Genomic DNA, 14,860 nt, shown 5'->3' with positions numbered 1-14,860 from the left:
GGATATGAGACGACGCAGCGGTGCATCATTGTGAGATCATGTCATCGATAGGGTGACGATTTTGTTGTCCTCATCCACATCTACCTTCACATTCACTCCCAGCTTGTCCTTAAACAGCTTACTGATATTGATATAGTCATCCTTTACCGCACGGCTTGAACTACCGGTTGTGCGAGTCATCCCAGCGGTAATGATGGAACGGACGTATGTTTTATCGAGCTTGGCCTCAGGACTATAGGTATAAATCATCTGTTCCTGCTGATTGTAATAATGGGTTAACTCCGTGTAGTCGTTAGCATTCTCATACTGCTTTTCCTCACGCACATACTCGGGATGATCCATGGTGTAGTGGACTCCTCCGTCCAGAAAAGGATTTTCTTTGGAGGGTCGAAGTTCATATTGTCCATAGGCTAGTTGAAACAGATACTCTATGCCTGGGCCCTCCGCCTGATAGTAGAGTTGACGATTGTCCCCTTTTTTATCTATCGCGGTATAACTGCTGATTAAAGGCCAGGCATCATACTTTTTATCCTTCACCTCAATGGCAAGCTTGTAATGTACAAGCACCTTTTCATTTTGGAATAACCCAAAGCTGCTCATAATGAAATAGGCAGGCACACATATAATTCCGATAATCAATATGAATATAAATATTCTTACACGCATGAGTAGAGTGATTCTCCTTTGGTTATCGATTATGTGGACAGCTCCCGTTTGGCAGATGCACCGAATTCCTCATGTTGCAATAATTGCTCCAGAGCATGTTGTGCGAAAGGCATGTTTTTATGTGCGCGAAGCAATGCAAAAGCGGCCCCCTTGACTAAGATATATGTATCACTGTGGATCAACTCTCATGTCTGTAGTTCGATAAAGCTTCTTCTGGTCCGCCACCCTCCAGCAGTACCATAACCGCATAGGAGATCGTATTAATCCAATCGTCAAGGGTGTTGATCTGCTCTATGGTCAGCAGGTTGTTACGCTGCAGCATGCTATCAGGATACAATGCCCACGCCCGTGTATATTGGCAAATCCCCCACAGAGCGGCAATCAGTTCCCGTTCTACAGACGTTTTCTCCAACTCATCTGTCAGAACTTCAATGATGGTCATGAGCTCATGAAAGTTGTCCTCGATCAGTTCGCCTTGGAAGGGACGGAGCATTCCCAGAAATCCGCCTTGCATTTTGGGATGCTCCAGATCTTCATGAATAAAAGAATGACAGCGTAACAGCTCGCGAGCCTCTTGTTTATTCATGAAGTTCCGTAATCTCTGCACGGATACCTCTGCACAGAAAGCTACCTGACAGTCCCGTCAAGGCATCGATATCAACGACCATGTCAGCTTCTTCATAGCGGAAATCAAGCTGCAAGATGATATTCTCTGTTTCTACAGGGGTTAATACATGCTCTTTGGTTTCCAGAAATGTAAAAGTCACTGCATAGCGTGGGACGTCTCTTGCTGGAGCTTTAGGGATCACAGGTGCCTCAGCCGAAGGCTCCAGATCTGGTGATTTAGGGACAAGCACGCTAGCGTAGGATAGCTCAATCGTCAGCGTAATCTGGTCTTTCGTCATATTAGCAGCTGTAATTCGGTCATAATGAAAGGGGGGGAAATAGCCGAGCTTCTCGACAATGCTGTCTGCACCTTGAATAGAAACGGTTGGAGAGAAGGCCAGTTCCAGTCCGATGGATCCTGCCAGTTGGTCTTCATATTCTGGATTGATACGTACAAGGGCTTGTTCCGGCTCTACTTTCAAAATCGTGCCTATAAAATACTGTTTGCCATGGATCAGAACAATATCATGCGGAACGAACGGCAACGCTCCCCCGGCTTGATAATGAATGAGATATTCGTTCTCTTTTTTTTCAACCTTTTGAACTTGAATTTGCATAAATTGCAGCCTCCTGGGGTTAATAGTATGACGGATTGTTTAAGTGTGTGGTAAAGGGAACGGAGTCCACGATTGAAAAACATACTTCATATCCGGGGTATCCTGTTCGAGCATAAATGGAAGAATATCCATAATAGCGCGTGCTTTACTGCCAGCATAAAAGTTACGCGAGCTGTGTAGCAGCTTGTTTGCCTTTAACCACTGGCTCAGCTTCATCATAACGTCTTCGACGATTGCTTGGTCGATACTTTCATAAACGTCCTGACGGATTGAAACGAGCATGCCGCAATGATTAGAAGATTGGCACATGGGGTCATTGGACAAAAGAATGTACACTTCCGGCGTTGTCCCTTTGTTATAGGATGATTTGATACTGGGAGCCTCGATAGCTAGCATCAGCGGAATCAATTCATCATCGGTAACAATACGAAGCAACTCCTGCTTGTCCCAGCGAATCTTACCGTGTTTGGCCTTTTTAGCCCCGGCTTGATAGACTGACACACGGGTATTGCGGATTCCTGATATATTCAGGAGCGTTTCAAAACAATCGAACAGGTTAGTAAAGCACTCTTCGGCAAACAAAGTGTGCTTCTCCGACAAGGAACCGGTCATTATGAAATTATAATGCAGGTTGTTAACCACAAGCATCCATCCTTTATTCATGAATTACCAATTCATATACCATAATATATGACATGAAGATCGAATTCACCTTTTACATTGACTGTGGTACTGTTCATTAAAATCGTTTGGAAACCAGTTCAACTTCGCGTATACTAGGAAAGTCATAGATGGAACGGGCCTGAGCCGCATTGCGGCCGTATGTTGGTTACATGAACAGATTCAACGATAACGGATAAGCTCCCTTCCTGAAAAGGGTAGAATGAGAACCGATACAAAAATGGGAATTCTGAACTATGGAACGATAGATGTCATATGGCACATGAACCTATTTTACGTGACACATATTGAATACAGATAAGGGAAGTGAATACCACTTGAAGAATTTTGCAGCATTAGGCGTAGAGCAGCATTGGGTAGAAGCCTTGAAAGAACAGGGAATTTCATCCCCAACTCCTGTACAGCAGGAGTCGATTCCACTGTTGATGGAAGGTCAGGATGTTATCGCCGAGGCACATACGGGAACCGGGAAGACGATTGCGTTCTTACTACCCATTTTGCAAAAAATGAATTTGGACAAGCGTCATCCACAAGCGCTCGTGATTGCACCGACGCGTGAGCTGGCGCTCCAGATTACAGAGGCAGCGAACACGTTGGCCGCTACAGAGCCAAGCTTGTCATTACTGGCTGTTTATGGAGGACAGGACGTAGAGCGTCAGCTTCGTAAACTGAAAGGCGGCGCACAACTGATTATTGGTACACCTGGGCGACTGCTGGATCACCTGAGACGTGGCACGCTGGATCTGGGTGGCATTAAAATGCTGGTCCTGGACGAAGCCGACCAAATGTTACACATGGGCTTTTTGAACGATGTGGAGACGATTCTTCAGGAGGTTCCTTACCGGAGACAGACGATGCTGTTTTCCGCTACGATGCCAGCCGGTATTCGCAAGCTGGCTCGTGTATATATGAACGAACCCGTAGATGTCAAAGTGAAATCCGCTTCTTCCGTTCCGGTGAGCCAAATCCGTCAGGTCGTTGTGCAAACAACAGACCGTGGTAAGCAACAGGCATTGGTGGATATGCTGAATACGGATCGCCCGTACTTGGCTGTTATTTTCTGCCGTACGAAGCGCCGGGCTGCCAAACTGAACGAAGAGCTGCAAGAGATGGGCTTTGAGAGCGGTGAGCTTCACGGAGATTTGTCCCAGAACAAGCGGGAGCAAGTGATGAAGGCGTTCCGGGAAGCGAAACTCCAATTGCTCGTAGCGACTGATGTAGCTGCGCGCGGCCTGGATGTAGAAGGCGTCACGCATGTCTTTAACTATGACATGCCACAGGATGCCGAAAGCTACATCCACCGCATCGGGCGTACCGGCCGTGCCGGAGGCAAAGGCGTGGCAGTGACGCTCGCTACGCCAAGAGATGTTCCAGAGCTTCGGAACATCCAGAAAGTTGCTGGTGTCACATTCACCAGCAGTGAGGGCGGCGGACAGCGTAGACCTGCTTCCGATACGGCTGATCGACAGGGTCGAGAACGCCGTTCGGGCAGAAACGACCGCCGTTCCTACGGCGGCAACGACTCCGGCGGCGGACGCCGGGGCAGCGGCCGCGAACAGGCGGGCCGTCGTGATGCCACAGGCGGCGAACGTCGTTCTAGCCGCGGCAGCAGCGAGCGTGGCGGATATGACCGCAGCAGCAGTGGTTCTGCACGCGGAGGCCAAGGCCGCTCGGCAGGACAAAGCAGCGAGCGTGGCGGATATGACCGCAGCAGCGGCGGCGGTTCCGCACGCGGAGGCCAAGGCCGCTCGGCAGGACAAAGCAGCGAGCGTGGCGGATATGACCGCAGCAGCGGCGGCGGTTCCGCACGCGGAGGCCAAGGCCGCTCGGCAGGGCAAAGCAGCGAGCGTGGCGGATATGACCGCAGCAGCAGTGGTTCTGCACGCGGAGGCCAAGGCCGCTCGGCAGGACAAAGCAGCGAGCGTGGTGGACAAGCCAAAGGCGGCCCGCGTGGTGGTCAAGGACAAGGCGGCCGTCGCGGACGGTCCAGATAGATAAAACAGGAGTATTCTCATAGAATACTCCACTATGGTTATCATAATAGCCCCGGGGAGGCTCATCTTCCGGGGCTATTGTAATCTTCACCCATACCGCTTGAAGGAGCAGCACCATAAGATGACATGAGTAGCGGAGCTACCTTGAAATAAATGATCAGCGTTCAGGATACATCTTTCAAAAGATAAATTTGGAGGGGTTATACATCATGCAGGAACAGGATATGGGCAAGCGCGCCATGGTCTCAGCATGGATCAGCCTGATTAGCAACATCCTATTAACCGGCATTAAAATTATTACAGGACTTATGTTCAACAGCAAGGTGCTGGTGGCCGATGGTGTGCATAATGCCGGGGACGTGATTGCCTCTGCAACGGCACTGGGAGCGATGCGCATATCCAGCCAGCCGCCGGATGAGGATCATCCTTATGGTCACGGCAAAGCAGAAGTGATCGGTGCAAGCGTGGTGGCGGTCATATTGTTTGGAGCGGGCATATTTATCGGCTATCATTCGATTGCAGCACTGTTCGAACCGATGCCACAGGAGCATATACTGGCATTGGTGGCCGCCATTATTTCCTTGCTCTGGAAACAGTGGTTGTATATCTACACGATTCGTATCGGGAGAGCGGCCAATAGTCAGGGTCTTATCGCAACGGCAAAAGATCATCTCGCTGATGTGTACGCCTCTGGGGCTGCTGTACTGGGTATCGGTTTGGGGCTGATTGGGGAGCACTGGAGCATTTCAATCTTATCCTACGGTGACCCTATTGCGGGATTCGTAGTGGCATTGCTAGTTCTGAAATTAGCGTGGGAAATGGGCCGTGAATCCATAGATGTGCTTATGGAAAAAGCGATTGCCACGGAGGAAATTGAAAGCTACGCCGCAGCCGCACTGAGTGTAGCTGAGGTTCAACGTATTGACCGTATCCGTGCCCGTGAGCACGGCCATTATATTATCGTGGATATCCGCGCTTCAGTGGATGCCTCTTTGACGATTCAGCAGGGACACGATATTATCCGACTGATTAAGGGGGCTGTCATGAAGCAGGAACCGCGGGTTTATGAGGTGCTTGTCCATTTGAATCCATGGTATCCAGACGACCACTAGAACAGACGACGCGAATTGACAGATAACTTGCAGGGAGGGTATGCTTTTAAAAGCCGAACGATGATGAATAAAAGCGAGGTTACCCGAAAATATGCGAAAATTTTTAAAATGGTTAGGCATTTCTGTGACTGCGGCTGTTCTTTTAGTGGGCGGATATTATACGTATTCTATATATCATTTTACGAACCAAATTTCGGTTGCTTCCGGACAGGATTCGAAATTCAAACCGCAGGCACAAACTCAAACCAATGTACAACCTGTAGAGGTATCGCTCCCACCAGAATGGGATGGGACAGAAAGAGTGAATATTCTGCTGCTAGGCGGCGACTCCCGTGGAGAGGATTCAGGGCGTTCTGACTCCGTTATGGTTGCTTCTATTGATCCGGTTACGAAAAAGGCTACACTTATGTCGATTCTTCGTGATACGTACGTCAATATCCCAGGTCATGGGCAAAGTCGATTGAATGCTGCTTTTTCCTACGGTGGACCGGATTTAACCAGACAGACCGTGAGCGACCTGTTGGGGATACCGATTCAATATTATGTATATACTGATTTTAATGGCTTTATTGCGTTGGTTGATTCTGTGGGTGGTATTGACCTGGATGTCGAAAAAGATATGCACTATACCTCCAAGGCAGATAAACACCAGTTTGATATTGATTTGAAAAAGGGAATGCAGCACATGGACGGTAAAACAGCCTTGCAATATGTACGCTTCCGTCATGATGCGACTTCCGATTTTACGCGTACGGAGCGGCAACGCAAATTCATTACCGAGCTTGGCGGTAAAATTCAGTCAACCTCATCTCTAATCAAACTGCCAAGTATTTTAAATAGCATTTCTCCTTATATTGAAACGAATCTCAGTACTACGGAAATGCTGCAATTGGCTTCATTGGGCTTTAATATCGATGCAACAACAGTAGCGAAGCAGCAAATCCCACCAAATGAATTGGTACGCGGGGAAACCATTAAGGGTGCGCAGGTGTTGGGTGTGGACGAAAGAAAGCTCAAGCGCTTCATACAGAATCTTTTTGAACAGGAGAACAAACCTGTGACCACGACGGTGGATGCTGCAACCACGATAAATGATACTCCATAACCCTCGAAAGCAAGCGAAGTTCGTACGATGACGTACAACTTTGTTTGCTTTTGTGTTTATTTGGGTATAACCTTGTATATTTTGTTCCAAAAATATATCGTATCTATGAAGAACGTATACTCAATTGTGTAAAGAGAAGGGGAATGTGGTGTGGAAATAACTCCGGCATGGAAAGACCGATTCAAGAAGTTTTTTCTGAACAACAAGTTTGTGTTATTCCTGCTGGTACTGCTGCTGATCGGCTTGAATATCTTGGTGCTTACCAAAATTTCATACATATTCACACCTGTCATGGTGCTGCTGAAAACGATAATTCTCCCTGTCATTTTATCCGGCGTCTTGTACTATCTGTTCAATCCGTTGGTTGATGTACTGGAGCGCAATAAGGTGAAACGAATATACTCCATTATTGTACTGTTTTTGCTCATTATAGGGGTTATTGCGATTGTGGTTACATCGGTGGTACCTGTAATCCGCGATCAAATACAGGGGCTTATCCAGAATTTCCCTGCCTATAGCGAGCAAGTACAACGACAATTCGAGAAACTGATCGGCAGCGATTTTGTAAACCAGTTCCAGAACACCATTCAAATTAATCCATCTGAGCTGGCCTCCAAAGCTTCTGAAAAGTTATCTAGTTTTATTAATAATGCATGGACGGGCGTGGGCAGCTTCTTGGGCGTGGTTACAGAAACGGTACTTGCGATTGCCACGGTTCCATTTATTTTGTTCTACTTGCTAAAAGATGGACACAAGCTGCCACAGTTTATCCTGAAAATGCTCCCGCCTATGTTTCGTAAAGAAACAGATCGCATTATGACTGAAATGAACCATCAGGTCAGTTCCTATATTCGTGGGCAGATTATTGTCAGCTTCTGTATTGGGGCGCTGTTGTATATTGGTTATCTAATCATTGGATTAGACTACTCTCTGACGCTTGCAGTCATTGCGTCCTTTACGAGCGTTGTCCCCTACTTAGGTCCCGTCATTGCCATTACACCTGCGTTAATTGTAGCCTTGGTCACCTCACCGATTATGCTGCTCAAGATGGTTATCGTATGGACAGTCGTACAGCTCATTGAGGGTAAATTTATTTCTCCACAAATTATGGGCAAATCTCTTCGAGTACATCCGATCACGATTATCTTCGTTATTCTGACCGCAGGCAATTTGTTTGGTGTGGTGGGAATTGTACTGGCGGTTCCGGGATATGCTGTCTTGAAAGTAATCGTTACACATCTGTACAGTTTCTTTAAAAAGCGTTCGCATCTCTATGAGGCGGATAAAGAGAACGCAAGTCTTTACGAGAAATAAAATTTTCCACTATAAAATTGATATGGCCCCCTCTTGGGTAACTGTGGCTACGCGTGCTATAATTAATGCCTATCCTTATTCCAAAATAGAAAGGTCAGACTTTTATGATAAAACTCAGCATTCTTGACCAATCTCCGGTATCGGAAGGCATGACGCATGCGCAGGCATTACAAAAGACCGCTGAGCTTGCTATAGAGGCGGAACGCTTGGGTTATCATCGCTTTTGGGTATCAGAGCATCATTCTGCCGCAAATCTTGCAGGGTCCAGTCCGGAGGTACTGATTTCACATCTGGCCGCCCGGACTTCAACCATTCGAGTGGGGTCGGGTGGTGTGATGCTGCCTCATTACAGCGCTTATAAAGTAGCGGAAAACTTTCGTGTGCTGGAGGGGTTGTATCCGGGACGCATTGATCTGGGTCTGGGACGAGCGCCTGGAGGAATGCCCATTGCTACCAGAGCACTGCAAGAAGGCAAAATGCGAGGTGGCGTAGATCTATACCCTGAGCAGTTGGATGACCTGTTAGCTTATTTACATGACAGCACAGGCAATGATCACCGTTTCGGTTCGCTACAGGCGATGCCGCTCATAGAAACTGTACCGGAAATGTGGTTGCTCGGCTCCAGCGGTGATAGCGCAGGTCTGGCAGCCGAGCGTGGCGTGGGCTTTGCGTTTGCGCAGTTCATTAACGGTGAAGGCGGCACAGGGGCTATGAAGGAATACCAGGAAAGCTTCCAGCCTTCCCAGCATAGTGACCAACCGCGTTCGCTTGTTGCCGTATTTGCGATCTGTGCGGACACCGAAGAGGAGGCGAATCGGTTGGCTTCCAGTATGGACTTGTCTCTTGTACTATTAGAGCAGGGAATGCGCTCCGCTGGAACACCTTCCGTCGAAAAGGCACTGGCGTATCCGTATACGCCGTTTGACCGGATGCGTATTCGTGAGAATCGCAAACGTATGGTGGTCGGTTCGCCCGAACAGGTGAAGCGTCAGATTGAGCAATTAAGTAAGGACTATAATGCACAGGAGATCATGGTTGCGAGCATTATTCACGACTTTGATGCCAAAATGAAATCTATACGTCTCATGGCTGAAGCATTTGGACTGTCTTCTGTATAGTCATAATGCGATTCGCCGGATTTAAAAGATCACAGCTTCGAGGAGCTGTGATCTTTTTTTGAATTTTTTGAGGGAATATTGGATGATATGCACTGTATGATATAGGAAATAAACCAGTTAACACTTGATAATGATTATCAATATCTTTATTATATAAAGATAGAATGAAGTTTTGATGAAAGTCGTGCGTTAAGCCCGTGACTATATATATTGGATAAGGGAAAGGGATGATTCCAAATGTTTCGTCTGAAAACGGCAAATCTGGATATTGCTTATGAAGATCGATTGATTGTAGAAGATCTGAACGTAGAAATACCGCAAGGGAAAATCACAGCCTTGGTGGGCGCAAATGGTTCTGGCAAGTCCACCATTCTGAAGACGATGGCTCGCATCATGAATCCTAAGGGCGGCAGTGTTCTGCTTGACGGTAAATCCATTCATAAGCAATCCACCCGGGAAGTAGCTAAACAGCTGGCTATTTTGCCACAAAATCCGACTGCACCGGAAGGATTAACCGTGACGGAACTGGTATCTTACGGACGTTTTCCCTATCAAAAAGGCTTTGGCTCCATGAAAGCGGAAGATCGCAAAATGGTAGAGTGGGCCATTCAAGTAACGGGAATGAGCGAGTTCCACGATCGTCCGATTGATCAGCTTTCTGGCGGTCAGCGTCAGCGTGCTTGGATTGCTATGGCGCTTGCGCAGGATACGGATATTTTGTTTCTGGATGAGCCGACGACATTTTTAGATATGGCGCATCAACTGGAAGTGCTGCATTTGCTAGAGTATCTGAATACTTCGGCGGAGCGCACCATTGTTATGGTCGTACATGATTTGAACCATGCGGCCCGGTATGCTCAGCATATGATTGCGATCAAAAAAGGGAAGGCCGAGGCGGTAGGAACTCCAACTGAGGTTATGTCTCCTGATGTGCTGCGCGAGGTGTTCGGGATTGAGGCGGATATTGTAACAGATCCTCGTACGGGTGTACCGCTCTGTCTTCCATATGCTTTGGCTGGACAGCCAGCGGTAAGCCAAGCAGTAAAGGAAATGAATGTGGAAGAGAAGCAACCCGTGGGTTCTGTTGCCGAGCGACGTGATGCCAGACCACAAGTAGCGGCAAGAGGTTAAAGGGGACATACCATGAGACCACTGGATTACAATCAGCTTGAGCAATTAGCGAAAATAGTGAGAGTCACGCCGGAGGATGCAGTATATTCCGGCCCAGTGGCCGAATGGCTTGAACCAGAGAAAATCCGCTCTGTGATGGAGTATTACGGCGATCTTCTGCGTGCTGAAGACGATTTAACAGCAGCCGTTTATTTTGTGAACCAGTTGCGTGGTCTCGTGTTTGCACAGCATTTTATGGTGTCACTGTGTGAACGCCGTTTGGATCTGTCCGTTTCTAATCTCAGATTTCATATTTGTTATGAAGGTCAATATCCCTCTATTAGCCTCCAGGTCATCGACCTAACAGAGCTGGACAATACGCGGAACAATGGGGATGACCATTCTTCCGGACAGGCTCAGCAAGCGTTACGTGACTTTTACAGTTTGCAGATGCGGCCCATATTGGAGGCAATAGCTGCAGTGGGGAGCGCATCTATTGGGCAAATGTGGGGACAGTTTCCGTTGACATTGCTGTATTTTAAGGATAGAGTACAGCCATCGTTGACTGATCCTCAGGATGTGGAGCGCTTTGAACAAGATTATATGTATGTGACACGTGAGCTGGAGGGAGAGGTATTCGGGCGTAAAAGAAATCCGTTTACGGTTCGTCTCATTGAATTAGACAATCCTTACCGCCCCGGTGAAAATACCTACATGAAACCGTCCTGTTGCCAATATTACAAGACAGGTGGAGGCCAGCGGTATTGTTATGCTTGCCCAAAAATGTCCGCTTCCGAACGCGAAGAACGCAGACTCGAAGTGATGGCATCACGGTAAAGTCACTGTGGATGTTGGCATGTCCGTCACGTTTTGGTTAAAATAGGTTATGTAACCTAAACCAAGCGACACGAAGGAGGATGCTGTATGTCTGTCTATTCACATAATGCCGTAACACCAGCGAATCAGGAGGTTTCTCTGGATACTTACATCGGTAAGGTTCTGGTTATTGCGAATACCGCCAGTAAATGTGGACTTACCCCGCAATATGGGGATTTGCAAAAGCTTTATGACGAATATAAGGATCGGGGATTAGTTATATTAGGATTTCCTTGCAACCAATTTGGCGGTCAGGAGCCGGGCAGCAGCGAGGAAGCGGCTGAATTTTGCCAATTGAATTATGGGGTTAGTTTCCCGATATTCGCCAAAGTGGACGTCAACGGACCGGATACAGCGCCTCTGTTTGAATATTTAAAAAAGCAACAACCTGGAGAACAGGAAGATGGGACAATTCAGTGGAATTTCACGAAATTCATTGTGAATCGTGAAGGTGTACCTGTGGGTCGTTTTGAACCGAAGGAGTCACCAGAAGCGATGAAAGCAGCTATTGAGCAATTGCTATAGTAGCTTCGCTTTAATTCCAACGTATATGTTTAAAAAGGGTCTGATTTCCGGAATGTCTCCGGGAAACGGACCTTTTTTGTTCTCTACATATGCATTTGTCTAAGGTGTGTTGCATCATGTGAAGGTCGATTCCAAGGGCATAATCAGGAGGCTTACAGGGAAAACTGGATGGAGCAAAGAAACATTTCAGCAAACGACTGAACTCGTATATCCTTTCTTTTTTAAATGTGGACAAATTGTGAATATCTTAAAAAGCTATTGTAATGTGAAAAATATCACACTATAATAAGCGCATGAAGTGAAATAAATCACAAACGCTAGCGAGCTGTTTACGTGAAACTATTCACAATTATTATACATTTTATGCCCACACACCAAGGAGGAATTTAACATGAAAGTAGCAGTTATCGGATGTACACACGCAGGCACGGCAGCTATCGTCAACACAGCTAAATGTTATCCAGATGCCGAAATTACCGTTTATGAGCGTAATGATAATATTTCATTCTTATCTTGTGGTATTGCTCTGTACGTAGGTGGTGTCGTCAAAGATCCGCACGGACTGTTTTATTCGTCTCCAGATCAACTGGCTGACTTGGGTGTAGAGACCAAGATGCTTCATGAGGTAACGAGTGTGGATACGGCAGGCAAGACGCTGCATGCACGTAATCTCCAAACAGGTGAAGAATTTACAGACACATTTGATAAATTAATTGTGACTACAGGATCATGGCCCATTATTCCGAAGCTGGAAGGCATTGAACTTGATCATATTTTGCTCTGTAAAAACTATAATCATTCGAATGATATCATTGAGAAAGCCCAGCACGTACAGAACATTACAGTCGTCGGAGCAGGATACATTGGTGTTGAACTGGTAGAAGCGTTCCAAATGAACGGTAAAAATGTAACACTGATCGACAGTGCTGATCGTATATTGAATAAGTATTTGGACCATGAGTATACAGACCGGATTGAAAGTTCCCTGAAGGAGCATGGCATTAAGCTGGTACTTGGCGAGACGGTGAGTCGTTTTGAGGGTACGAACGGTAAGGTAAGTAAAGTCGTGACCTCTAAAGGAGAATATGAAACAGAGCTTGTTATTCTCTGCATCGGTTTCCGACCTCAAACGGATCTGCTCAAAGGTCAGGTAGATATGTTGCCTAACGGTGCGATCATTGTGGATAACTATATGCAAAGTAGCTGCCCGGATGTGTTTGCAGCAGGTGACAGTTGTGCAATCCGCTATAATCCGACAGGCAAAACGGCTTATATCCCTTTGGCAACCAACGCAGTTCGTATGGGTACGCTGGTAGCACGTAATCTGGTACAACCAACCATTGCCTACATGGGAACCCAAGGAACTTCGGGTATCAAAATTTACGAAGACAATATTGCAGGAACAGGCATGACGGAAGCGGCGGCAACGGACGAAGGCATGACTGTAGAAGCTGTAACCATTGAGGACAGCTACCGGCCTGAATTTATGCCAACCTCCGAAAAGGTATTACTGAAAGTGGTATATGAGCAGGAGACACGGAGAATTTTGGGGGCACAAATTATGTCGAAGGTGGATTTGACGCAATCCATTAACACGCTATCCGTAGCCATTCAAAATCATATGACTATTGACCAGTTGGCCTTTGTCGATTTCTTCTTCCAGCCGCATTATAACAAGCCTTGGAATTTCCTGAACGCAGCAGGTTTACAAGCATTGCCTACAATATCCGAACGGAACCCAGTTACTGTATAATTCGGTTTGTCTGTGACATTGTTCATAAGTTTGTCAACAATCTGAGACGTATGGACGAATCCTTATAGTACAATATAGAGTAGCATAAGGATTAGGGGGTAAGTAGATTATGGATTTGTTTTATATCCTTTTTCTTGTAGTCGTAGCGCTGGTAGGCCTCGGTGGAGTTATTTGGTTCTTGAGAGCAGTTGAAAAGGAAGAATACAACTAAATGCAAAGCGCGTAGTAGCGCAGTAGATGTAATAATACAGAAAAGACAGTCCTTTTTCCAAGGGCTGTTTTTTTAATGTTCGATAAAGTGATTTTTTTCACAAACATAATCACTGATTTTAAATAAAATATGAAAGAAGAACATTTTAGTGAAAAGATATTAAAGGAGCGGGGACATATGGCGAGCTATAAACCGGGGCAAATTGCCGAAAAGACGGTGGAAACAGGAGTGGCCAAGGCGAACAACCCGTGGACTGTGGCGGTGGTACTGGGATTTTTGGCAGGTGCATTTATTGCACTCGGGTTTTTGCTGGATATACGTGTTATTGCAAGTGCGCCTAAAGAATGGGGAAGCATTGCCACCTTTATTGGAGCTGCGGTGTTCCCTGTAGGTCTGGTATTAGTTTTGATCGCCGGCGGAGAATTGCTGACCGGCAATATGATGGCGGTCCCTTTGGCGAGATGGGCAGGACGGATTAAGACAGGGGCCATGCTTCGTAATTTGGCGATTATTACGCTCAGTAATTTTGCGGGTGCGTTATTCGTTGCATTTTTCTTTGGCCATGTGCTGGGTTTGACAGAAACGGGCCCTTACCTGGACAAAGTGGTGGATATGGCAGGACATAAGCTACATGAAAGCTTTTTGCAGTCTTTTATATCGGGTATAGGATGTAACTGGCTCGTAGCACTGGCTGTATGGCTGGCTTATAGCACAGACTCAATTGGCGGCAAAATTATGGGGATTTGGTTCCCGACCATGGCCTTTGTCGCTATTGGATTTCAGCACGTTGTTGCCAATATGTTTCTCATTCCGGCGGCTATCTTTGCAGGCCACTTTTCATGGGCAGATTATGTTATGAACTTCATTCCGGTCTGGCTGGGGAATTTGGTAGGAGGTAGCCTGTTTGTGGCTGGAGCCTACTGGTTGGCCTATTTGAAAAAGCCTCAAGCCAACGCACATCCAGTGAATGAATCTCCAACCACTTCTTCGGTTGCACATCAAATCCGTTGAGTGACCCTGCTTAATTAAGGCACTTTAAACAGCAATAAACAAAGCAAATCCGCCATGACAGGCCCGGGGGAACGAAACCTGTCATGGCGGATTTTTTTGGGAGTGGTCCATGATTTGGCATGGAGGATGAGTGTGCTCTCGTCCCATAATGCCTTGATCTC

Annotated in this window: 14 protein-coding genes; 10 read left to right on the top strand and 4 right to left on the bottom strand. The window is 46.7% G+C overall.

Translation table 11 applies throughout. The annotated features are described in order from the left end of the window. Positions 1–36 precede the first annotated feature (36 nt). The 4 genes from NSQ58_RS02705 to NSQ58_RS02690 all read right to left on the bottom strand — a co-directional run bounded on the left by NSQ58_RS02705 (position 37) and on the right by NSQ58_RS02690 (position 2,537). Positions 37–666 (bottom strand): hypothetical protein, encoded by a 630-nt coding sequence (locus NSQ58_RS02705; protein WP_341056850.1) that lies wholly within the window; start codon positions 664–666, stop codon positions 37–39. 178 nt (positions 667–844) lie between these two features. Then, positions 845–1,252 carry a hypothetical protein gene (locus NSQ58_RS02700; RefSeq protein ID WP_341056849.1) on the bottom strand — a complete coding sequence of 136 codons (408 nt, stop codon included), beginning with the start codon at positions 1,250–1,252 and terminating at the stop codon, positions 845–847. Continuing rightward, the gene (locus NSQ58_RS02695) at positions 1,245–1,889 is read right to left on the bottom strand and encodes an immunity 50 family protein (RefSeq protein ID WP_341056848.1); all 645 of its coding nucleotides are present in this window, start codon (positions 1,887–1,889) and stop codon (positions 1,245–1,247) included. Before NSQ58_RS02695 ends, NSQ58_RS02700 begins: the two co-directional genes overlap by 8 nt. A 39-nt stretch (positions 1,890–1,928) precedes the next feature. Beyond that, a complete protein-coding gene (locus NSQ58_RS02690) occupies positions 1,929–2,537 on the bottom strand; it encodes a hypothetical protein (RefSeq protein ID WP_341057734.1) in 609 nt (202 codons plus the stop codon). Positions 2,538–2,887: 350 nt separating this feature from the next. Between NSQ58_RS02690 and NSQ58_RS02685 the strand changes: the two genes are divergently transcribed. The 10 genes from NSQ58_RS02685 to NSQ58_RS02640 all read left to right on the top strand — a co-directional run bounded on the left by NSQ58_RS02685 (position 2,888) and on the right by NSQ58_RS02640 (position 14,699). Beyond that, on the top strand, positions 2,888–4,564 hold the full coding sequence (locus NSQ58_RS02685; protein ID WP_341056847.1) for a DEAD/DEAH box helicase: 1,677 nt from the start codon (positions 2,888–2,890) through the stop codon (positions 4,562–4,564). Between the two features lie 209 nt (positions 4,565–4,773). Then, the gene (locus tag NSQ58_RS02680; RefSeq protein WP_023990753.1) at positions 4,774–5,676 is read left to right on the top strand and encodes a cation diffusion facilitator family transporter; all 903 of its coding nucleotides are present in this window, start codon (positions 4,774–4,776) and stop codon (positions 5,674–5,676) included. A 91-nt stretch (positions 5,677–5,767) separates the two neighbouring features. Beyond that, a complete protein-coding gene (locus NSQ58_RS02675) occupies positions 5,768–6,781 on the top strand; it encodes an LCP family protein (protein WP_013312376.1) in 1,014 nt (337 codons plus the stop codon). 150 nt (positions 6,782–6,931) lie between these two features. Beyond that, positions 6,932–8,095, top strand: coding sequence for an AI-2E family transporter (locus tag NSQ58_RS02670; protein WP_023990752.1), 1,164 nt, complete (start codon positions 6,932–6,934; stop codon positions 8,093–8,095). Between the two features lie 104 nt (positions 8,096–8,199). Next, entirely contained in the window at positions 8,200–9,213 is a 1,014-nt protein-coding gene (locus NSQ58_RS02665; protein ID WP_028540726.1) for an LLM class flavin-dependent oxidoreductase, read from the top strand. Between the two features lie 237 nt (positions 9,214–9,450). Next, on the top strand, positions 9,451–10,344 hold the full coding sequence (locus tag NSQ58_RS02660) for an ABC transporter ATP-binding protein (RefSeq protein WP_023990751.1): 894 nt from the start codon (positions 9,451–9,453) through the stop codon (positions 10,342–10,344). Between the two features lie 12 nt (positions 10,345–10,356). Continuing rightward, entirely contained in the window at positions 10,357–11,160 is an 804-nt protein-coding gene (locus tag NSQ58_RS02655) for a (2Fe-2S)-binding protein (protein WP_075154865.1), read from the top strand. Between the two features lie 87 nt (positions 11,161–11,247). Next, positions 11,248–11,724, top strand: a complete 477-nt coding sequence (locus NSQ58_RS02650; RefSeq protein WP_341056846.1) for a glutathione peroxidase — start codon at positions 11,248–11,250, stop codon at positions 11,722–11,724. Between the two features lie 391 nt (positions 11,725–12,115). After that, positions 12,116–13,477 (top strand): FAD-dependent oxidoreductase, encoded by a 1,362-nt coding sequence (locus NSQ58_RS02645; RefSeq protein ID WP_013312369.1) that lies wholly within the window; start codon positions 12,116–12,118, stop codon positions 13,475–13,477. 388 nt (positions 13,478–13,865) lie between these two features. Further along, complete coding sequence (locus NSQ58_RS02640; RefSeq protein WP_023990747.1) at positions 13,866–14,699, top strand: formate/nitrite transporter family protein; 834 nt, start codon at positions 13,866–13,868, stop codon at positions 14,697–14,699. The last annotated feature ends 161 nt before the right edge of the window (positions 14,700–14,860 follow it).

Source organism: Paenibacillus sp. FSL M7-0134 (assembly GCF_038007865.1).
Lineage (GTDB): Bacteria > Bacillota > Bacilli > Paenibacillales > Paenibacillaceae > Paenibacillus > Paenibacillus polymyxa_B.
The sequence above is the reverse complement of the archived record's forward strand: the minus strand, read 5'-3'. Positions and strand labels throughout refer to the sequence as shown.

What these genes read in the sequence shown, in the direction of transcription:
- NSQ58_RS02705 (WP_341056850.1), bottom strand. Translation starts at nt 666, where the DNA reads ATGCGTGTAAGAATATTTATATTCATATTGATTATCGGAATTATATGT.
- NSQ58_RS02700 (WP_341056849.1), bottom strand. Translation starts at nt 1,252, where the DNA reads ATGAATAAACAAGAGGCTCGCGAGCTGTTACGCTGTCATTCTTTTATT.
- NSQ58_RS02695 (WP_341056848.1), bottom strand. Translation starts at nt 1,889, where the DNA reads ATGCAAATTCAAGTTCAAAAGGTTGAAAAAAAAGAGAACGAATATCTC.
- NSQ58_RS02690 (WP_341057734.1), bottom strand. Translation starts at nt 2,537, where the DNA reads ATGCTTGTGGTTAACAACCTGCATTATAATTTCATAATGACCGGTTCC.
- NSQ58_RS02680 (WP_023990753.1), top strand. Translation starts at nt 4,774, where the DNA reads ATGCAGGAACAGGATATGGGCAAGCGCGCCATGGTCTCAGCATGGATC.
- NSQ58_RS02675 (WP_013312376.1), top strand. Translation starts at nt 5,768, where the DNA reads ATGCGAAAATTTTTAAAATGGTTAGGCATTTCTGTGACTGCGGCTGTT.
- NSQ58_RS02665 (WP_028540726.1), top strand. Translation starts at nt 8,200, where the DNA reads ATGATAAAACTCAGCATTCTTGACCAATCTCCGGTATCGGAAGGCATG.
- NSQ58_RS02660 (WP_023990751.1), top strand. Translation starts at nt 9,451, where the DNA reads ATGTTTCGTCTGAAAACGGCAAATCTGGATATTGCTTATGAAGATCGA.
- NSQ58_RS02655 (WP_075154865.1), top strand. Translation starts at nt 10,357, where the DNA reads ATGAGACCACTGGATTACAATCAGCTTGAGCAATTAGCGAAAATAGTG.
- NSQ58_RS02650 (WP_341056846.1), top strand. Translation starts at nt 11,248, where the DNA reads ATGTCTGTCTATTCACATAATGCCGTAACACCAGCGAATCAGGAGGTT.
- NSQ58_RS02645 (WP_013312369.1), top strand. Translation starts at nt 12,116, where the DNA reads ATGAAAGTAGCAGTTATCGGATGTACACACGCAGGCACGGCAGCTATC.
- NSQ58_RS02640 (WP_023990747.1), top strand. Translation starts at nt 13,866, where the DNA reads ATGGCGAGCTATAAACCGGGGCAAATTGCCGAAAAGACGGTGGAAACA.